This is a genomic window from Williamsia sp. Y844 (assembly GCF_056786475.1).
In genome coordinates this window covers 1,029,547-1,048,577 of the sequence record NZ_JBXCJB010000001.1, presented here as the reverse complement: position 1 = coordinate 1,048,577, position 19,031 = coordinate 1,029,547, and the positions used below count along the sequence as shown (strand labels likewise).

The 19,031-nt window shown below is 63.3% G+C and carries 18 protein-coding genes; 13 read left to right on the top strand and 5 right to left on the bottom strand.

What is annotated here, in order from left to right:
- Positions 1-9: 9 nt before the first annotated feature.
- The gene (gabT, locus tag AC1TQG_RS04610) at positions 10-1,347 is read right to left on the bottom strand and encodes a 4-aminobutyrate--2-oxoglutarate transaminase (RefSeq protein ID WP_482135749.1); all 1,338 of its coding nucleotides are present in this window, start codon (positions 1,345-1,347) and stop codon (positions 10-12) included.
- Positions 1,348-1,357: 10 nt separating this feature from the next.
- The gene (locus AC1TQG_RS04605; protein ID WP_482135748.1) at positions 1,358-2,758 is read right to left on the bottom strand and encodes an aminobutyraldehyde dehydrogenase; all 1,401 of its coding nucleotides are present in this window, start codon (positions 2,756-2,758) and stop codon (positions 1,358-1,360) included.
- A gap of 193 nt (positions 2,759-2,951) precedes the next feature.
- On the opposite strand from AC1TQG_RS04605, the gene AC1TQG_RS04600 reads away from it, so the two are divergent.
- The 8 genes from AC1TQG_RS04600 (at position 2,952) to ccsB (ending at position 11,523) form a co-directional block, all read left to right on the top strand.
- Positions 2,952-4,451, top strand: coding sequence for a PucR family transcriptional regulator (locus tag AC1TQG_RS04600; RefSeq protein WP_482135747.1), 1,500 nt, complete (start codon positions 2,952-2,954; stop codon positions 4,449-4,451).
- Positions 4,452-4,595: 144 nt separating this feature from the next.
- A complete protein-coding gene (locus tag AC1TQG_RS04595; RefSeq protein ID WP_482135746.1) occupies positions 4,596-5,297 on the top strand; it encodes a DUF998 domain-containing protein in 702 nt (233 codons plus the stop codon).
- 92 nt (positions 5,298-5,389) lie between these two features.
- Positions 5,390-6,715: a glutamate-1-semialdehyde 2,1-aminomutase gene (gene hemL, locus AC1TQG_RS04590; protein ID WP_482137261.1), complete on the top strand. Its 1,326-nt coding sequence runs from the start codon at positions 5,390-5,392 to the stop codon at positions 6,713-6,715.
- Positions 6,715-7,341, top strand: coding sequence for a histidine phosphatase family protein (locus AC1TQG_RS04585; RefSeq protein WP_482135745.1), 627 nt, complete (start codon positions 6,715-6,717; stop codon positions 7,339-7,341). The genes hemL and AC1TQG_RS04585 overlap by 1 nt, the downstream gene beginning before the upstream one ends.
- Positions 7,342-7,413: 72 nt before the next feature.
- Entirely contained in the window at positions 7,414-8,001 is a 588-nt protein-coding gene (locus AC1TQG_RS04580) for a TlpA family protein disulfide reductase (protein WP_482137260.1), read from the top strand.
- A complete protein-coding gene (locus AC1TQG_RS04575) occupies positions 7,998-8,816 on the top strand; it encodes a cytochrome c biogenesis CcdA family protein (RefSeq protein ID WP_482135744.1) in 819 nt (272 codons plus the stop codon). Before AC1TQG_RS04580 ends, AC1TQG_RS04575 begins: the two co-directional genes overlap by 4 nt.
- Positions 8,813-10,522, top strand: coding sequence for a cytochrome c biogenesis protein ResB (resB, locus tag AC1TQG_RS04570; RefSeq protein WP_482135743.1), 1,710 nt, complete (start codon positions 8,813-8,815; stop codon positions 10,520-10,522). Before AC1TQG_RS04575 ends, resB begins: the two co-directional genes overlap by 4 nt.
- A 20-nt stretch (positions 10,523-10,542) precedes the next feature.
- Positions 10,543-11,523 (top strand): c-type cytochrome biogenesis protein CcsB, encoded by a 981-nt coding sequence (gene ccsB, locus AC1TQG_RS04565; RefSeq protein ID WP_482135742.1) that lies wholly within the window; start codon positions 10,543-10,545, stop codon positions 11,521-11,523.
- Between the two features lie 122 nt (positions 11,524-11,645).
- Here the strand turns inward: ccsB and AC1TQG_RS04560 are convergent, their stop codons facing one another.
- From AC1TQG_RS04560 to AC1TQG_RS04550, 3 genes are all read right to left on the bottom strand, one after another.
- Positions 11,646-12,068 carry a helix-turn-helix domain-containing protein gene (locus AC1TQG_RS04560; protein WP_482135741.1) on the bottom strand — a complete coding sequence of 141 codons (423 nt, stop codon included), beginning with the start codon at positions 12,066-12,068 and terminating at the stop codon, positions 11,646-11,648.
- A 251-nt stretch (positions 12,069-12,319) separates the two neighbouring features.
- Positions 12,320-12,571 (bottom strand): hypothetical protein, encoded by a 252-nt coding sequence (locus AC1TQG_RS04555; protein ID WP_482135740.1) that lies wholly within the window; start codon positions 12,569-12,571, stop codon positions 12,320-12,322.
- Positions 12,572-12,705: 134 nt separating this feature from the next.
- Positions 12,706-12,927, bottom strand: coding sequence for a BldC family transcriptional regulator (locus tag AC1TQG_RS04550; protein WP_482137259.1), 222 nt, complete (start codon positions 12,925-12,927; stop codon positions 12,706-12,708).
- A gap of 287 nt (positions 12,928-13,214) precedes the next feature.
- On the opposite strand from AC1TQG_RS04550, the gene AC1TQG_RS04545 reads away from it, so the two are divergent.
- The 5 genes from AC1TQG_RS04545 (at position 13,215) to AC1TQG_RS04525 (ending at position 19,011) form a co-directional block, all read left to right on the top strand.
- A complete protein-coding gene (locus tag AC1TQG_RS04545) occupies positions 13,215-13,589 on the top strand; it encodes a DUF4229 domain-containing protein (protein ID WP_482135739.1) in 375 nt (124 codons plus the stop codon).
- Between the two features lie 2 nt (positions 13,590-13,591).
- Complete coding sequence (gene cds1, locus AC1TQG_RS04540) at positions 13,592-14,746, top strand: L-cysteine desulfhydrase Cds1 (RefSeq protein ID WP_482135738.1); 1,155 nt, start codon at positions 13,592-13,594, stop codon at positions 14,744-14,746.
- Between the two features lie 85 nt (positions 14,747-14,831).
- Positions 14,832-15,464: an ABC transporter ATP-binding protein gene (locus AC1TQG_RS04535; RefSeq protein ID WP_482137258.1), complete on the top strand. Its 633-nt coding sequence runs from the start codon at positions 14,832-14,834 to the stop codon at positions 15,462-15,464.
- Entirely contained in the window at positions 15,461-17,995 is a 2,535-nt protein-coding gene (locus AC1TQG_RS04530) for an FtsX-like permease family protein (protein ID WP_482135737.1), read from the top strand. Before AC1TQG_RS04535 ends, AC1TQG_RS04530 begins: the two co-directional genes overlap by 4 nt.
- 164 nt (positions 17,996-18,159) lie before the next feature.
- Positions 18,160-19,011 (top strand): DUF559 domain-containing protein, encoded by an 852-nt coding sequence (locus tag AC1TQG_RS04525; protein WP_482135736.1) that lies wholly within the window; start codon positions 18,160-18,162, stop codon positions 19,009-19,011.
- Positions 19,012-19,031 lie beyond the last annotated feature (20 nt).

Here is a 19,031-nt window from a genome sequence, read left to right as displayed (position 1 = left end):
CGGTAGCTCCTAGCGGCTGGTGAGTTCGTTCAGGGCGTCTTCGAGGACATCGAGGCCGTCGTGCAGGAGTTCGTCGCTGATCACCAGGGGCGGCAGTAGCCGGATCACGTTGCCGTAGGTGCCGCACGAGAGCAGCACCACGCCCTTGGCGAGGCAGGCGGCGACCAACTCTTTGGCGAGTTCCGGGTTCGGCTTCTTGCCATCGCGGTGAACGAGTTCGATGGCCAGCATCGCGCCGCGTCCGCGCACTTCGCCGATTTCTTCGGTCACCGACGCCATTGCCTGCAAACGGCTTCCGGCAATGGCCTCGATGTCGCGTGCCCGACCGGGTAGATCCAGTTCGGCCATGACATCGAGCGCGGCGAGTGCCGCCGCACAGGCCACCGGATTGCCGCCGTAGGTGCCGCCGAGTCCACCGATATGCACGGCGTCGAGCAGATCGGCACGACCGGTCAACGCGGACAACGGCATACCGCCTGCGATGCCTTTGGCCATGGTGACCAGATCGGGGACAAGACCTTCGTGTTCGCTGGCGAACCAGGCTCCGGTCCTGGCGAATCCGCTTTGCACTTCGTCGGCGATGAACACGATTCCGTTCGCCCTTGCCCAGTCCGCGATCGCCGGCAGGAAACCCGGTGCCGGGACGATGAATCCACCCTCGCCCATCACGGGTTCGATGATGATCGCGGCGATCTGATCAGCGCCGATCTGGCTGTCCATCTGCGAGATCGCCCGGGCAGCCGCGGTGGGTCCGTCGAGTTCGTCGCGGTACGGATACGACGTTGGCACCCGGTAGATCTCCGGCGGGAATGGACCGAATCCGTGTTTGTACGGCATCGTCTTGGCCGTCAGACCCATCGTCAGGTTCGTGCGGCCGTGGTAGGCGTGATCGAATGCCACCACCGCATCGCGCCCGGTAGCCAAGCGGGCAACCTTGATCGCGTTCTCGACGGCTTCGGCCCCGGAATTGAAGAGCACCGTGCGCTTTTGGTGGTCGCCGGGTGTCAGATGGTTGAGGCGTTCGGCCACCGCGACGTACCCCTCGTACGGGGTGATCATGAAGCAGGTGTGAGTGAAGTGGCCTGCCTGTTCGGCGACGGCATCGGCGACCGCCGAGTTGCTGGCGCCGACCGTGGTCACGGCGATGCCGGAACCGAAGTCGATGAACGAGTTGCCGTCGATGTCGACGATCACCCCGCCGTCCGCGTCGGCGGCGTACACCGGAACGGCAGAACCCACCCCGGCGGCCACCGCCATCGCCCGGCGACCTTGCAGGGCAGCCGATTTCGGTCCGGGGATCGAAGTGACAAGGTTACGTTTCTGGGGCAATCGGTAGTTGGCGCTCATAGTGTCATCCTCATTCCACCGAACTCATGACGTGCTTGATGCGGGTGTAGTCCTCGACCCCGTAGCTGGAGAGGTCCTTGCCGTAGCCGGAGTTCTTGAATCCACCGTGTGGCATTTCCGCGACGAGCGGGATGTGGCAGTTGACCCAGACGCAGCCGAAGTCGAGTCCGGCACTCATTCGTCCCGCAGTGGCGTTGTCGGTTGTCCAGACGCTGGAGGCCAGACCGAAGCTGACGTCGTTGGACAGTTCCAATGCCTGTTCTTCGGAGTCGAAGGCCTGCACAGTCACCACCGGTCCGAAGGTTTCCTCCTGGACGAGGGAGTCCTTCTGATCCACGCCGGTGATCACGGTGGGTTCGACGTAGAAGCCCTTGTCGCCCTTTCGTTTCCCACCGGTGACCACGGTGGCGTGCGGCGGTACCGAGTCGAGGATCGAGGTCACCTTCGTGAAGTGGTTGACGTTGTTGAGTGGCGGAACCGTTGTGCCCTTTGCCTTGTCGACGAGGGCGTCGACGAACTTGTCGTGGATCGATGAGTGGACGAGGATGCGGGTGACCGCAGTGCAGTCCTGGCCTGCGTTGAAGAACGACGCGTCGCCGATACCGTCGACGGCCTTGTCCAGGTCCGCGTCGGCGAAGACAACGGCCGGGGCCTTTCCACCGAGTTCGAGGTGTGCGCGTTTGAGGTTCTGCGCCGCCGAGACCGCGACGGCGATTCCGGCGCGGACCGAGCCGGTGATCGAGACCATGCTCGGGGTCTTGTGTCCGACGATCGCGGCTCCGGTGGCACCGTTGCCGAGAATCACGTTCAGCACACCGTCGGGCAGGATGCCCTTCGAGATCTCGGCGAGGACCAAGGTCGACTCGGGTGTCGTGTCAGACGGTTTGAGGACCACGGTATTACCGGCCGCGATCGCGGGGCCGATCTTCCACAGCGCCATCATCAGTGGGTAGTTCCACGGCGTGACCTGAGCGATCACCCCGACCGGTTCGCGACGGACGTACGAGGTGAAGCCATCCATGTATTCGCCCGCGGACTTGCCTTCGAGTAGGCGTGCGGCACCGGCGAAGAAGCGGATCTGGTCGGCGCCGACGGTGACCTCTTCGTCCGCGATCTGATCATCGGGTTGTCCGGTGTTGCGGGCCTGCGCCGCCACGAGCGCATCCGAGTTCGCCTCGATGGCGTCTGCGAGGTCCAGGAGCGCCTTCTGCCGGACTTTAGGGGTGGTTTTGCCCCACGTCTTGAAGGCCGATGCGGCGGCAGCCATCGCGGCATCGATGTCGGATTGGGCCGAAATCGGCGAGACTCCGACCACCGACTCATCGGTGGGGTTGATGAGGTCGATGGTCTCGGTCGAATCCGAGGCGACGAATACGCCGTTGATGTAGTTCTTCAGGGGCTCGTGTGCCATGACACCGGGTCACTTTCGGTTGCGGGTGGATGAATCCTCCTACCGTCACCCAGTGTTCGCTGCCGGGTCGGAAGCGTGATCCTGACAGTTTGTCCAACTCGGTGTTAGTACTACGCCATTCTGTATAGTCGGATTCGGGTCATGCCAGGTCGTGGGGCCATTTGTGCGGGGACGAACTAAGGGGGTTGCGGCGGTGGGCACAGCGGTTCGGTGGTTGCTCGCGCAGCGCGAACTCGATCTGACATTGCTCGGCGGCCGCGCCGGGATCGACAGGGATATCGACTGTGCGTCGACGTCGGAACTCCCGGCGCCACAGGAGTGGCTGTCCGGTGGCGAACTCCTCCTCACCACCGGACTTCGGCTGCCGGAGTCACGGGAGGGCCGATTCGACTATCTACGCGGTCTGAGTGAGGTCGGCGTCGCAGGCGTCGGGTTCGGTGTGGGCTTCGGTTTCGACGACGTCCCGCAGGACCTCGTCGATGCGGCCGACGAATGCGGTATCCCACTGTTGGAGGTGCCGCTGCCGGTGCCGTTCTCGGCGATCGCCCGGGCAGTGCTCGATCGGATCGCCGAACAGCGATTCGACCAATTCGTCCGCGCGTCCCATACGCAACCGCGGATCACAAGGGCGGTCATCTCCGGTGGGATGCCTGCAGTGGTCCGGGAATTGGGGGAGGCGATCGACGCCGTTGTCGTGTTGCTCGACCATGACCGAGAATTGGTCAGTTCCCGGCCGACTGTACTGAGCCCCGAACAGTTGGCGACGGTGCGCAGAGAGATCATGCGTGATCCGAATGCGGCCAGCGGAGTCACGATGACCGATGAGCAAACGGTCACAATCCAGCGAATCAGTGTCGGCGGCAGTGTATTCGGCTATCTCTCCGTGCTGAGTGCGTCGCCACTGGGCGACCTCGAGCGCGTCCTGCTCGGGCACGCGACCTCACTGCTGAGTCTGGAGCATGCCAAACCCCTTCAGGTGCAGCGTGATCAACAGTCCCTGCATGCCGATGCGCTGATGATGGCAATGGCCGGTCCGCCGCCGGCCGCCGCCCGCAATATTGTGCTGCGAGCAGCCGATCGGGACGGGCGGGTGCGCGTTGCGATCGTGACGTTCGACAGTGTTGCAGCGGCAAAGCAGGCAGCGTTGGCTGTTGCCGTCGAACTGCAGTCCCGGTGGCGTCCGGTATTCGTACACCATGTGGGGCAGGAGATCATGGTCCTGCTGCGCGGTGAAGACCAGCGCCGGTTTGCCGAGTCCGTCCTCGGTGTCGTCGGGGTCAGCGGTTGTCGGGGCGGCCTTGGTTCGATTGTGGCAGTGGACGAAATCGCCGAATCAGCCCGGCACGCCAGATTGGCCGCGGATGTCGCGGCCGAAGGTGAAGTGGTGGACCTGCTGGCTCAGCGATCGCTGCTGGCACTTGATCCGGTCCGGAAAGCGCTCAGTGGGGCCAGGGTCTCTCGTCTGGGTCCGCTGGTCGACCACGATCGCGAGCAGGGGAGCGACCTTGTCGAAACCCTGCGGGCTTACCTGCAGGCCAACGGTCAGTGGGAACCGGCGGCGGTGGCGATCGGGGTACATCGACACACACTCCGCAACCGAATCGATCGCATCGAACGTCTACTACGCATCGACCTCACCGATGCCCGGACGCGAGCCGAGCTCCTGCTGATCCTGCTGTCCGATCCACGCTGACGCAACGGATTGGCAAACCTCTCAGACATCAAGGCCGATTCGGGCATGTTGGACTCGAGGCCGGATCGGTTCGGTACTGATTGTCGCGAATGTCGGTCTGGTCGACGCCCTGACATCAGAACATGGAGTATTTCGCCACCCACCGTGGTTGAAACCTTTGTGAAGGCAAGCGGACTGATCGTGCCGCGCTGGGCGCGGGTCTCGGCGACAACGGCCCCGATCGTGTTACTCGTGACCGCAGTCGCGGCGGATTCGCTGGCCACAGCCGGTTACAACCCGATCCGCCAGACACTCAGCGTCCTCGCGACATCGCACCGCGCCGAATGGGTCATGTCGGCCGGTATCGCTGTCAGTGCGGGTTGCCTGATCGTGGTGGGTCTGGGTCTGTTCATGGTGCGGCCGATCGCCCGTGTGGTTCTGGTCGCCGGTGGCGCCAGTGGTGTGGCGGTCGCAGCGGTTCCGATCACCCTGACAGCACCACTCCACCTCGCGGCAACATGCGTCTCGGCATTTCTGCTGGCGCTGTGGCCTGCACTTGCGATATCCCGGTCGAGGGCGGCGCCTGCCGCTCTCCGGGTCCCCGTAGCGATCGCGGCGTCGAGCACACTGTTTCTACTGCTTGCTTGGACCGCCTATGAAACCCAGGGCGGGGCACTGCTCGGGCTCGCCGAACGCGTGACCGTGGTCGCCGAATTGGTGTGGCCGGCAGTTGTGGTCGCCTCTGCACGATTCCGGCGTCCACCCGACCCGCTTGCCCTGGGTCGATCCACCCCAGATGAAACACGCTCGATCCGGACCGCAACGACCGAGGTCGCATCCTCGGGTACCGGTGCCCGATACCGCTGAGTTTTCGGCGATGCCGGGTTGGGGTGAGTTAAAGGCCAGGTCAGCGTCACGAGAACCCGCCATGTTCGGTTCATGGGTCGGCGTTTGCCACACTGGAGGTCGTGTCGCATGCCACCGATCAGTCAGCGCAGCTCTTCGAGCGCGCATCCCGTGCCATTCCAGGCGGAGTGAACTCGCCTGTTCGAGCCTTCAACTCTGTGGGAGGAACCCCGCGGTTCATCTCCAGCGCATCCGGTTATCGGATGACCGATGCCGACGGCAACAGTTACGTCGACCTGGTCTCCAGCTGGGGCCCCATGATTCTGGGCCACGCCCACCCGGCGGTTGTCGAGGCCGTGCAGAAGGCGGCGACCACGGGTCTGTCGTTCGGTGCGCCGACCGAGGCCGAGATCGAGTTGGCCGAAGAGATCATCAAGCGGGTCGCCCCGGTCGAGCAGGTACGACTGGTCAACTCGGGTACCGAGGCGACGATGTCGGCGGTGCGTTTGGCCCGTGGATTCACCGGGCGTAGCAAGATCATCAAGTTCTCGGGCTGCTACCACGGCCATGTCGATGCATTACTCGCCGACGCGGGTTCGGGTGTGGCGACGCTGGGCCTGCCGACCTCACCCGGTGTCACCGGCGCGCAGGCCCAGGACACCATCGTGCTGCCGTACAACGATCTGGCCGCCGTCCGCGAGACATTCGCGGCGTATCCCGGACAGATCGCCGCGATCATCACCGAGGCCGCCGCCGGGAACATGGGTGCTGTCGCCCCGGTCGAAGGCTTCAATCAGGGCCTCAAGGACGCCACCAGTGCTGATGGTGCGCTCCTGATCATCGACGAGGTCATGACCGGCTTCCGGGTGAGCAAGGCCGGCTGGTTCGGCCTCGAGGGCGTTGCCGGCGACCTCTACACCTTCGGCAAGGTTATGAGCGGTGGACTTCCGGCCGCGGCATTTGGTGGTCGCGCCGACATCATGGCGTACCTGGCCCCGGCAGGCCCCGTCTACCAAGCAGGCACCCTGTCCGGGAACCCGGTGGCGGTCGCTGCCGGATTGGCAACCCTGCGCCACGCGGACGACGCCGTTTACGCCGCCCTGGATGCCAATTCGAAACAGCTCGGAACCCTGATCGGGGACGCGTTGACCACAGCGGGTGTCGGCCACCGTGTGCAGTACGCGGGCAACCTCGTGAGCGTGTTCTTCACCGCAGACGGTGATACTCCCATCACCGACTACGCGGCCGTGAAGAAGACCGAGACCTGGCGTTTTGCTCCGTTCTTCCACGCTCTGCTCGATGCCGGCGTCTACCCGCCGCCGAGCGCCTTCGAAGCCTGGTTTGTGTCCGCGGCCTTGGACGAGGATGCTTTCGGTGTTATAGCCGGGGCACTCCCGGCTGCTGCGACCGCCGCTGCGCGGGCCCTGAAGGAGAACTGATGCGCACAATCGTGCACATGATGCGGCACGGGGAAGTTCACAACCCCGACGGCATCCTCTATGGCCGACTGCCGGGCTTTCACCTGTCGGAGCTCGGCGCGAAACAGGCGCAGACGGTTGCCGATGCCCTGGCCGACCACGACATCACCCACGTGTTCGCCTCCCCGCTGCAGCGGGCGCAGGAAACCGCGACTCCGATCGCGGCGGCGCACGGACTCGAGATCATCACCGACGAAGGTCTGATCGAGGCCGAGAACACCTTCGAGGGTCTGCGGGTCTCGGTGGGTGACGGTGCGCTGCGTCGCCCCCGGCACTGGATCAAACTGCGTGACCCGTTCACCCCGAGCTGGGGCGAGCCGTACATCCAGTTGGCGCACCGCATGCTCGCGGTCGCCAACAAGGCCCGCGAAGAGGCCAAGGGTCATGAGGCTGTCTGTGTCAGCCACCAGCTGCCGGTGTATACGCTGCGGAGATTCCTTGAAGGGCAACGCCTTTGGCATGACCCGCGTAAGCGGCAGTGCTCGCTGGCGTCGCTGACAAGTCTGTTGTACGACGGGGATGCGTTGGTGGACATCGTCTATTCGGAGCCGGCCGGTGCTTCTGACCCCCTTGCCACGGGAGCCTGAGGTAGCGAGACAGTGATGGAGCTCGGCCCTGAGCGTGGGAGGACCCGCGTACTGGCACCGCTTGGTTGGCGGATGGTCACGTTGTGCATCCTTGGGATCGCGACGCTGCTGGTGATCGCCGGCTGCGGCACCGGCGACGACGCCGTGGCACAAGGTGAGAACTTCGAATTCGTTTCTCCTGGTGGCAAAACCGTCATCTTCTACGATCCGCCGTCGGAGCGTGGCAAGGTTTCGAACCTCACCGGCCCCGATCTGCTGTCCGACGACAAGACCATCAACCTCACCGATTTTGCAGGCCAGGTCGTGGTCATCAACGTGTGGGGTTCGTGGTGTGGCCCGTGCCGCGGTGAGGCAACCGCGCTCGAAGAGGTTTATGCGAACACCAAGGATTCGGGTGTTGCGTTCTTGGGCATCGACTTTCGTGACCGCAGGGATTCGGCCCGCGACTTTGTCGTTGATCGCGCGGTGACGTACCCGTCGATCTTCGATTACGACGGACGAACCCTGTCGAAGCTGACCACTCCGACCTCGGTGATCCCGACCACCCTCGTTCTCGATCGTCAGCATCGTGCCGCGGCGGTGTTCCTCAAAGCCATCACCGCGGACGAACTCCAACCTGTTGTCGAGCGGATCGCCGCTGAAACATCTGATACCGCATGACTTTCGTAGCCCAGAGTTCAAGCCACCTCGCCGGAGTCGGTGACACCTTCGCGGAGACCGTTTCGAGCGGGCCGCTGTTGTTGGCGCTCGGGGCCTGCATGCTCGCCGGGCTGGTCTCGTTCGCCTCGCCCTGCGTGGTGCCCCTGGTTCCCGGCTACCTGTCCTACCTTGCAGGACTGGTGGGTGCCGAGGCCCCGGCGATGAGCGATGCGGAGTCGAAGAAGGCCGGACGCCTGCGGGTTACCGGGGCCGCCTTGCTGTTTGTGCTCGGATTCACAATCGTCTTCGTGCTCGCCACCGCATCTGTGTTCGGGATCACGAGTGCCTTTGTGGTCAATCGCGAACTGCTGCAGCGTGTCGGCGGTGTGATCACCATCCTCATGGGACTGGTGTTCATCGGCCTGATCCCCATGCTGCAGCGCGACGCCAGGTTCCATCCGCGACTGGTGTCGAACCTGGTGGGAGCCCCATTGCTGGGTGCGGTCTTCGCGCTCGGCTGGACGCCCTGCCTCGGGCCGACACTGGCCGCGGTCATCACCACCGCCAGCGGCACCGAGGGTTCGACCGCTGCCCGCGGTGTGACGCTCATCGTCTTTTACTGCCTCGGTTTGGGCCTCCCGTTCATCCTTCTGGCCTTCGGTTCGGCCTGGGCTTTGCGGGCGGTTGGCTGGATGCGCAGAAACGCTCGCGCCATCCAGATCTTCGGAGGTGTACTACTGGTTGTCGTGGGTGTGGCGCTGGTGACCGGACTGTGGGATCAATTCATCGTTTGGGTTCGGGACATGTTCGTCTCGGACACGGTGCTTCCGATATGACCGCAACCGAAACCAGAACCCCGCCGCCCGTCCCGAAGGCCGGCCCGCTTCGGCGTTACCTGCTGTGGCCCGCCCGGAACACCTGGCGCTCACTGACCTCGATGCGGACCGCGCTCGCGCTGCTGTTCCTGCTGGCGCTGGCCGCGGTACCCGGGGCACTCCTGCCGCAACGGTCGCTGAACGAGTTCAAGACCGAGCAGTACATCGCCGATCACGGTTTCGTCGGCCGGTTCCTCGACAAGATCCAGATGTACGAGGTCTTCTCGAGTATCTGGTTCACAGCCATTTACGTGCTGCTGTTCATCTCGCTCGTCGGATGTCTGACGCCTCGCATGATCGAACACGCGAAGGCGCTGCGGGCCCGTCCGGTCCCGGCACCGCGCAACCTCGGCCGGTTGCCCCGGCACGAGAGTCACGAGGTCGACGGCACACCCGACGAGATCGCGTCGAAGATCAACTCCGGTCTGCGGGGATGGCGCAAGACCACCCGCACCGTCGAGCGCAAGGAAGCCGACGGGTCGGTGGCGACCGTCGTGGAGGTCTCGGCCGAGAAGGGTTACCTGCGCGAAGGCGGCAACCTCCTCTTTCACTTCGCACTGCTGGCGCTGCTGGTCGCGATCGCGGCAGGCAAGATGTTCGGTTACGAGGGCACCCGCATCCTGGTCGCCGACGGCCAGGAAGGCCTCTGCAACACCTCGACCGCGGTGTACGACTCCTTCCGCGCAGGCAATATGGTCGACGGCACCAATCTCAACGAGTTCTGTCTGCAGGTGGAGTCGTTCGACGCGGACTTCCTGCCGACCGGGCAACCCGAGATGTACAGCGCTGACCTCAAATACCAGGTCGGCAGCGACATCGACACCGACGAGTGGCAGTCCAGCGAAGTCAAGGTCAACCATCCTCTGCGTATCGCGGGCGATCGAATCTATTTGCTGGGCAATGGTTTTGCTCCCACCTTCACGGTCACGTTCCCGAGTGGCGAAACCCGCACGCAGACGGTTCCGTTCCAGCCGGATGAGCTGCAGACGATGATGTCGAGCGGTGCAGCCCGCTTCGACACCCCCGCCGGGCTCTATCCCAACGAGGACGAGCGGCGGAAGAATCAGATCGCCATCGAAGGTCTGTTCGCCCCGACGGCCACCTTCCACGGTGGATTGATGACCTCGAGCTTCCCTCTGCCGGAGGCTCCCGCGGTTGCGATCGACATCTACAAGGGCGATACCGGCCTCGATACCGGACGACCACAGAACGTGTTCTCACTCGACGTGAACCTGATCAACCAGGGACGTCTGCTCAAGCAGGAACGCGTCAACCTGAACATGGGCGAATCGACCAAACTCGAGGACGGCACGACCGTCCAGTTCGACGGCTACCAACGCTGGGTGTCGTTGCAGGTCTCGCACGATCCCGCCCAGAAGTGGGTGCTGGTGTCCGCGATCGCCATGCTCGTCGGCCTTCTCGTGTCGCTGCTGATCAAGCGCCGCCGGGTGTGGGCCCGGATCACGCCGTTGACCGGGCCGCCGGGTGATGGCACCTCTACGGTGGATGTGCGACGCTCTGTAGTAGAAATGGCCGGTCTGGCACGTACGGATCAGGCCGGTTGGGGCGAAGGCTTTTCCGACATGGTCGCCGATCTGTTGGGCATCGCCCCTGACACGGACAAAAACAAGCCTGGTGGCAAAGAACAAGGTGGACGTAAAAAATGAACGCTGGGAAAAGGTGACTGATGAACGTCGATGAGACACTCTCTCGGTTCTCCGACCTGACGTACGGCACGGCGCTGACCGTGTACGTCCTGGCGATGATCCTGTTCCTGGCATCGCTGGCCTCCAAGAACAAGACCATCGAGAAGTCGAACGAACTCGTCGCCGCGGGTGCGGTCGGTGGTTCGCCGGTGGTCGACGCCGACGACGTGCGGACGCCAGGCAAGCTCCAGGCCGCAGAGAAAGAGCCGCTGGGGGACCGGTTGGCCAAGATGGCCTACGGTGTGGTGCTCCTGGCGACGGCGCTGCAGGTCGCGTCGATTGTGTTGCGCGGCTTCGCAACCGGCCGGGCGCCCTGGGGCAACATGTACGAGTTCGTCTCCATCAGCTGTGCCGCCGGCATGATCGCGGCCCTGGTGGTGTTGCGCAAGCGTGAGTACCGTCCGCTGCTCGGATTCGTATTGCTGCCGATTGTCATCCTGCTGTTCATCGCCGGCACCTACCTCTACACCAACGCTGCACCCGTGGTCCCGGCGCTCAAGTCCTATTGGCTGGCCGTCCACGTCTCGATCGTCGCACTCGGATCCGGGGTCTTCCTGGTCTCGGGCGTGGCGAGCATCCTGTACCTGTTGAAGCTGAAGTACCCCGAACCGAGCGATCGATTCTGGGGTCGGATCCTGCAGCGCGTGCCGTCGGCGCAGACGCTCGATCGCCTCGCCTATAAGACTGTTGTGTTCGCGTTCCCACTGTTCGGTCTCGGTGTCATCTGCGGTGCCATCTGGGCCGAAGCCGCCTGGGGTCGGTTCTGGGGATGGGACCCCAAAGAGACGGTCTCGTTCATCGCCTGGGTGATCTACGCGGCATACCTACATGCGCGGGCCACCGCCGGGTGGCGGAACACGGCGGCGGCGTGGATCAACATCGCCGGCTTCGTGGCGATGTTGTTCAACCTGTTCATCATCAACTTGGTGGTATCGGGCCTGCACTCCTACGCCGGGCTCTGACCGCAACGTGAAAGGCGCCCTGACCAGTTGGTTCAGGGCGCCTTTTGGCATATCGAGGTTGTCTTCGACGGCATATGTCGACGGCGTCTTCGCCGGCACATCGAGGGCGTCTTCGACGCGCGTCAGCTCACGCGATCGTTCTGCTGCTTCTTGACAACCTTCAGGAGTTCGATGACGACATCGAGGGTGTCGGTGGAGATGGCCTCGTGCCGGAATGCTGCGAGGTGTGCGCCGGTCTCGGCGGCCATCTGCACATATTCACGTTGCTGTTCGACACGTTTGAGATCCTCATCTGGATCTGTCAAGAAATACGTGACGCTGATTTCGAATGCCCGGGAAATTGCTTCGACGGTTCGAAAAGACGGAGTTTTGGCTTTGCCGGTCCGCAGCTGGGAGATATAGGCATCACTCAGGGTGTAACCGAGTTGGTTCGCCTTCAGGGCAATCTTCTTGCCCGTGTAGGGGATTCCGTTCTCGTCGCGCACGGTGCTGAACAATTCGTTCAGGTGGTCGGCAAACGTTTTTCCATCGTGTACAGCAGCCACTTATCTAACTCCCAGACCTGTGATTTGACCGCAGCAGTGTGGAGCGGTCGAACTAGAGCGTGACTCTACCTTTAAAGTTCGCAAAAGGGGTACCGAGACCAGGCGCCTTCTGGCAATTTGGGTACGTTAACTTCGGACTTAATCCGCCAAATACCGGTCGTGAAATCCGATTATAATTTTTGGACAAAAGGCCAAGAAAAGTTGGACAGTTGTATAGGCGAAGTAACGTTAATCAGTAGAGCCGGACAACGTCAATCAGTGGAATTGGGCCGGTCGTCACCGTCGGAATTGAACTTCGGATTCTTGTCGCGGGCTTTGCGCTCCAGATCGTTCAAGAATTCGAGATCATCGTCCGGGCCGACGGGCCCGCGCTTCATCTGACGTCGCGGGATCTGGGGTCCGCCGTGTCCACCGGTCTCTCCGCCCTCCGCGTCGGGTCCAAATGCGCGCCACGCAAGGTAGGTCAGTGCCAGCAAGCCGATGATGGCAAGTAGGTAGATCATTTCGGCACCTCCAGAATCAAAGCCGTTGAGGCCAGGCTACTGGAGGTGCCGACTCGTGGTGCCTGCCTGCGCCGAACACGCGGTGCCGACAGACGCACGCAGGTGGTCTGAGGTGGTCGGACGTGAACTATGGGTCAGCTACCGGTCGTAGGCGTGCGGCGATTGAGGAGCTCGACAACGTCTTCTTCCCGGAATCGGCGGTGTCCGCCGGGCGTGCGGATGGCGCCGAGTAGTCCCGAGCTGGCCCAACGGGCGACAGTCTTGGGGTTGACGTTGAACATCGCGGCCACCTGGCCCGGAGTCAGCGTGTGCTGGCTGGCGGCCTGGGGCGAGAGAATCGGGCTGGGATTGCTCAAGCCTGAGGTGTTCAAGCCGGGAGAGTTCAAGCCGGGCGTGGGGGCGGGTTGTCCGAGGTGGCCTGCAAACGTCATGGCTGCTCCTATCGAGTGGGCCGTCAACCGCTTGCCGCAGGTCCGAGTGGAACTTCGGCAGGGATTGTGTGCAGTTCTCCCGCGTGTCTCTGGAGGAGCCTACGACTCATGGTTACACCGAAATGCCCAGGTATTCGAATAGTTAGGTGTTGGTAAAGCGATTGCAAAGGCGGACGTTCCCGGCCTGCTGTGTGCGCAGTAAGGTCTAGGACGTGAGCACGAATGAGCCATCTGCAAACAAACGGCCTTCTGCGAAGAAGGACCGCACACCTCCTGTCGTGGAGCCGACGCCCGGTGCCGGGCGCCGATTGGCGATCGACCTGGTGCTCTTCACCGGTGCGCGGATCGCTCTGGTGATCGCGCTGGCAGGCGCGATCTACCTGATCGGTCAGGCAGCGGGGATCGACGTTCCGATACTGGTGGCCGCGTTCTTTGCGGTGATCATCGCCCTGCCATTGGGAATGCTGCTGTTCAAGGGCCTGCGGGACCGCGTGAACGTCGGTATCGCGACGGTCGACGCCGGCCGCAAGGCGCAGCGCGAGAACCTGACGTCGCGGCTTCGTGGTGAAGACGGATCTGACAAGTAGCCATGGCGAACGCTGGGGACGGCGCGGGACCGGTGTGGACACGTGAGGTCGACAGGCGGGCCGATCGTGGGTGGGTCGACAACGCGATCCGGCTCATCGACGCCGATGCCACCCGTAGCGCGGACACGCATCTACTGAGATTTCCGCTGCCTGCCTGGTCGCGGTGGGACACGACTTCGGGTGCCGCCGGGATTTCGCTCTATCTGAAAGACGAGAGCACCCACATCACGGGTTCGCTCAAGCATCGTCTGGCGCGGTCGCTGTTCCTCTATGCACTCTGCAACGGCTGGATCACCGAGGGGACCACGGTCATCGAGGCCTCATCGGGTTCGACGGCGGTGTCCGAGGCCTACTTCGCGCAGTTGATCGGAGTCCCGTTCATCGCGGTGATGCCCGCGACGACGTCACCGGCCAAGATCGGGCTCATCGAGCGGCAGGGTGGACTGTGCCATTTCGTCGACCGGTCCGACGAGGTGTACGGCGCCGCGCAGCAGTTGGCCGATCAGACCGACGGTCATTTCATCGATCAGTTCACGATGGCCGAACGCGCCACGGACTGGCGTGGCAACAACAACATCGCCGAATCCATCTTCAGTCAGTTGTCACAAGAAGAATTCCCGGTACCGACATGGGTGGTCGTGGGTGCCGGAACCGGCGGAACCTCGGCCACAATCGGCCGCTTCATCCGATATCGGCGGCACCACACGTGGCTGTGTGTCGTCGACCCCGAGAACTCGGCGTTCTACCCGGCCTATCGCGACGGTGACGCGCAAGCTCCGGCCGGGCCCTTGCCCGGCTCACGCATCGAAGGGATCGGTCGTCCGCGGGTTGAGCCGTCGTTCGTTTCGCAGGTGATCGACCGCATGGTGTCGGTACCCGACGACGCGAGCATCGCCACCGCCAGGCGCGCCAGTGAGGTCCTGGGTTGGCGGGTGGGTGGATCGACCGGAACCAACCTCTGGGGTGCGCTGCGCCTGGTCGCCGAAATGCGAAGGGAAGGTACGCCGGGCAGCGTCGTCACTCTGCTGTGCGACGGCGGGGATCGGTATTCCGACACGTACTACAACGACGATTGGGTCGCCGGCGCCGGTCTGGATCTGACCCGTGCCGAAGCGACTCTGGAGAAGTTCTTCACGACGGGGGAGTGGATTGAGTGAGCAGAGCGCGGGATTGAGTGACGTCGTCCGGGAGACGGATGGAAGGCCGATCGTGGAAGCGATCGATCTGGTGCGGGAGTACCAGATGGGACAGGAGAAGGTCCGTGCACTCGACGGTCTCAACCTGACGCTGGAAGCACGTCAGTTCGTGTCCATCGTGGGGCCGTCCGGCGCAGGCAAGAGCACGCTGCTGCATGTCCTGGGGGCACTGGATGTCCCGGACTCCGGATCGATCATCGTCGATGGTCTCGATCTGGCGAAGTTGTCCGAGGAAGAGCAGTCCGAGTTCCGGCGTAAGCGGGTCGGATTCATTTTCCAGTTCTTCAATCTCATCCCGACGATGTCGGCATGGGAAAATGTCGCGTTGCCACGGCTGCTCGACGGAAAGTCGCTGAGGTCGGCCAAGCCGGAGGCCATCGCACTGCTGGACCGGGTCGGGCTCGGCGAACGTGCGAAGCACCGCCCGTCCGAGCTGTCCGGCGGACAGATGCAGCGCGTGGCGATTGCGCGGTCGCTGATCATGAGCCCGCGGATCGTCCTCGCCGATGAACCGACCGGAAACCTCGATTCGCAGACGGGCGAATCGATCCTGGAGTTGCTCTCCGAGGTTGCGCGCGAAGGTGACGGCCGACTGGTGGTGATGGTGACCCACGACAACAAGGCGGCTGCGCACGCCGATCGGACGATCACCGTGCGGGACGGGAAGATTCAGGAGTGAAGCCGTTGGCACTGTTCGGGTCGGTTCGTGCAGGCCTGACGCGGATACGGCTTGTCAATCTTCGTGAACTACTCGGCCATCGCCTGCGGGTGACCACCTCGTTGCTGGTGGTGGTGGTCGCCTCAGCACTGCTGGTGGCCGTGTTCGGAACCTACGGGTCGTTGACGTCGTCTGTGCAAAAGCTCGGTGCGACCATTTCGGGGTCCGCTGATCTCGAGATCGCAGGCATCGTCGACTCGGGTGTCGACGACGAGCTGATGGGTGAAATCCGCCGCGATGTCCCGGCTGCGAAAAGTGTTGTCCCGCTGATCAACAGCTCAATTTTTGTGGATGGCAAACGCACCACCGTACTCGGCAGCGACAACAACATCGCCTCCATCCAGGGCGGCCTGCGAGATGCCGTGGCCTCGGCCACCGAGGGTGCTGATGTCACCGCCCTGATGTCGGGGATCAGTGTCGGCAAGGCGACCGGATTCCAGAAGGGCCAACAGGTTTCGATCAACGGTGTCGACACCACCGTGACCATGGTGATCGACGCGCCTGCGGCCGGTTCGATCAACAACGGACAGTTCATCTTTGCGTACCTGGGTCTGGCCCAGAAGCTGACTGGCCACGACGGCCGCGTCGACTCGATTCTGGTGACGAAGGAATCTGACGCCACCACCGGTCAGCTGCGTGAGCAGTTGAACGCGGTCGTCGATGGTCGGGCCGTGGTCGTCAACCCCGATTTCCGGGCCAAACAAGCCGAGACCGCCAGTGCGGTGACCCGGGATTCGACGTTGCTGGTGTCGTTGATCTCGCTGGTCATCGCCGGCTTCCTGGTGTTCAACACGATGAACATGGCGGTGGCGTCGAGGCGTTCGTCGATCGCGATGATCCGGGCGCTCGGTGGCCGACGTGGACCACTTGTTGCCGACCTGATCGGTGAAGCCGCGCTGTTCGGCCTGGTCGGTGGCCTGATCGGTGTTCCGGTCGGAATCCTGGCCGGGCGCTGGGCAATCGGGCAGCTACCGGATGTGTTGTCGTCGTATGGCGCGACAGTCGAGTTCGGTCTGCCGGCCTATGCGGCGCCCGTTGCGGTCATCGCGTGTGTCCTGGCGTGCGCCGGTGCGAGCGTGCTGGCGGCGAGGCTTGTGTTCACAGTCTCGCCCATCGAGGCGATGTCCGGGGGAGTGGTTGCCGACCAGAAGGCCGGCACCGGGCTCGCGGCGAAAGTCAGTGCGGTACTGGGTGTTGTGCTGATCGTGGTCGGTTGGATCATGGCCCTCGAGATCCAGAGTCAGGCGGTGGCCATCGCCGGCATCGTCTTCTGCGTGGGCATGCTGCTTGTCTGTTATGCGATCACCAAACCGCTGGTCGCGGCGGTGACCTGGCTTGCCGGGCGCTTCGGCGGGCCCGGGAAACTGAGCGCGGTCAACACCGATCGGGCGCCGCGGCGGGCGTGGGCGACGCTGATGACCGTGGCCGTGGCGATCACGGTCGGGCTGTGTACGTCCGGCGTGATGAACAACCTGGTGGCATCGATCACGGATTCGCTGGATGGATTGGGTGACACCGACTTCTACGTGTCGTCGCAGGAGAAGTCGACCATCCCGGACGGTCCGATCCTCGATCCGGCGGTGGCAGACGCGGTGCGGCAGGTCCCCGGGGTCGAGCAGGTGGTCGGTGGCCAGTGGGCGTCGGTCAACGTCGGTGAATCCCGAGTCATGTTGCAGGGATTGACTCCTGGAACCACCGCGCCCTTTATTCGCAAGGGTACGCCGGAGGTCATCGACGAGGTCCTGGCCGGTCGGGGCATGATCATGTCGCGCACACTGGCCCGCAACCTGGACGTCACCACCGGTGACACCGTTGAAATCGCTTCTCCCACGGGCTATCACTCGCTACCGGTGCTGCAACTCGTCGACTACGTGAGCATCAACTCCGGAACCGCCGCGATCTCCTTTGACCTGCTGGCGGAGTGGTTCAACCGTCCCGGCGACACCTATCTGCAGGTGACGCTGAATCCGGGGGTCGACACCGAACAGATGCGACCGCTGCTGGAAGCCGCTGCCACGCAGGCGTCCACCATGCCTGTCAACGTCTACACCGGGCAAGAGGGTCTCGATGCCACCAAGGCGTCCGTCGAACAGTCGGGTGCCTTTGCCATCGCCATCCAGTGGATTGTTGCGGTGGTCGCGGCAGTCGCCTTGCTGAATACGTTGCTGCTGTCGGTGATCGAGCGCAAACGCGAGATCGGTGTGCTGCGGGCGATGGGTGCGTCGCGGCGATTTGTCCGCAAGATGGTTCTCGCTGAGGCCGCGGCCGTTGCAGCGGTCGGGTCGTTGCTCGGTGTGGTGATGGGCACCGGACTCCACATCGTGGGCAACAAGATCCTGACGCAGACCACATCTGTGCAGGTGCAGTACTCGCCGCAGCTGGTGATCGCCAGTTATGTGGTGATCGCCTTTGTTCTCTGCTTCGCGGGATCCTTCTTCCCCGCGGCTCGCGCCGGCCGGATGAACATCAGCGAATCACTCCTCACCGAATAGCCCACCCCCGATGATGTGCCCTTTTGGCGGAGCCCACCTGGGCTTTTGTTCGCCAAAAGGGCACATCATTGGGTTCCGGGCTGTGGATAACTCGGTGCTGAGGCGCGTATTCCGTCGGTCGGGGTGTGTTCGGTGTCGGTATGGGGGAATTGCCAACTGGCCCGATGCGGGCCGAAGACTTACTCGCGGTGATGTCGCGGTATCAGCTGCGGGAGAACTACCGGGTCCTGTTTCGGGGCGTCTGGGTTCGATGTGACCAGATTGTCGACTTCGCGATGCTGAGTTTCGCTGCGGGGTTGGCCTATCCCGGTGGTGACAAAGATCTGCCGGGCATTCTGTGCGGGTGGTCGGCAGCCGATATCTGGGGGAATGCGTATCGGCCCGAAGGCGCACAGCCTGAGCTCATCGTGCCGATCAACGGTCGGCAGTTCCGTGGCCTCAAGGTGCGTCGCCTGCAGATCGATGAGAACGAATTCACCGAGATCGATGGAACGTTGGTGACCACGCTGGCTCGGACGGCAATTGACCTGGGGCGATTCAATTCCCGCGATGAAGCCGTGGCCGCTCTGGACTCATTGGCGCGTCGGCATCCGGGGCTCCTCGAGGACGTCCGATCGGCATTGAGGCGATGGGAACGTCACTGGGGGATCGGTAAGGCGATCACCGCGTTCAAGCTGGTCGATCCGCTATCGGAGTCGCCGTGGGAAACCCGCCTGAGACTTGTTTTCATTGACGAGGGTTTCCACGGGTTCGTTCTGCAACACCCGGTCATGGATGGTCGGTACCGCCTCGACGCCGCCTGGCCGCATCTACTGGTTGCCGTCGAATACGACGGCGAACACCACCGGAACGCAGAGCAGCACGCCCGTGACCTCGAACGGTGGAATCGCCTGCGTGCTGCGGGATGGACCGTCATCACCGTCACCGCTTCGAACATCAGAAGCGGCCGGGACGAGTTCATAGTCCAGCTTCGTCGGGAGCTGACCCTGCGTGGCTGGACCCCCAAACCCCAATGATGTGTCCCTTTGGCGGTGCT

Bases quoted from the DNA above. Each gene is read 5' to 3' on its own strand.
- gabT (WP_482135749.1), bottom strand. From the start codon at position 1,347: ATGAGCGCCAACTACCGATTGCCCCAGAAACGTAACCTTGTCACTTCG.
- AC1TQG_RS04605 (WP_482135748.1), bottom strand. From the start codon at position 2,758: ATGGCACACGAGCCCCTGAAGAACTACATCAACGGCGTATTCGTCGCC.
- AC1TQG_RS04585 (WP_482135745.1), top strand. From the start codon at position 6,715: ATGCGCACAATCGTGCACATGATGCGGCACGGGGAAGTTCACAACCCC.
- AC1TQG_RS04580 (WP_482137260.1), top strand. From the start codon at position 7,414: ATGGTCACGTTGTGCATCCTTGGGATCGCGACGCTGCTGGTGATCGCC.
- AC1TQG_RS04575 (WP_482135744.1), top strand. From the start codon at position 7,998: ATGACTTTCGTAGCCCAGAGTTCAAGCCACCTCGCCGGAGTCGGTGAC.
- resB (WP_482135743.1), top strand. From the start codon at position 8,813: ATGACCGCAACCGAAACCAGAACCCCGCCGCCCGTCCCGAAGGCCGGC.
- ccsB (WP_482135742.1), top strand. From the start codon at position 10,543: ATGAACGTCGATGAGACACTCTCTCGGTTCTCCGACCTGACGTACGGC.
- AC1TQG_RS04555 (WP_482135740.1), bottom strand. From the start codon at position 12,571: ATGATCTACCTACTTGCCATCATCGGCTTGCTGGCACTGACCTACCTT.
- cds1 (WP_482135738.1), top strand. From the start codon at position 13,592: ATGGCGAACGCTGGGGACGGCGCGGGACCGGTGTGGACACGTGAGGTC.
- AC1TQG_RS04535 (WP_482137258.1), top strand. From the start codon at position 14,832: ATGGGACAGGAGAAGGTCCGTGCACTCGACGGTCTCAACCTGACGCTG.
- AC1TQG_RS04525 (WP_482135736.1), top strand. From the start codon at position 18,160: ATGCGGGCCGAAGACTTACTCGCGGTGATGTCGCGGTATCAGCTGCGG.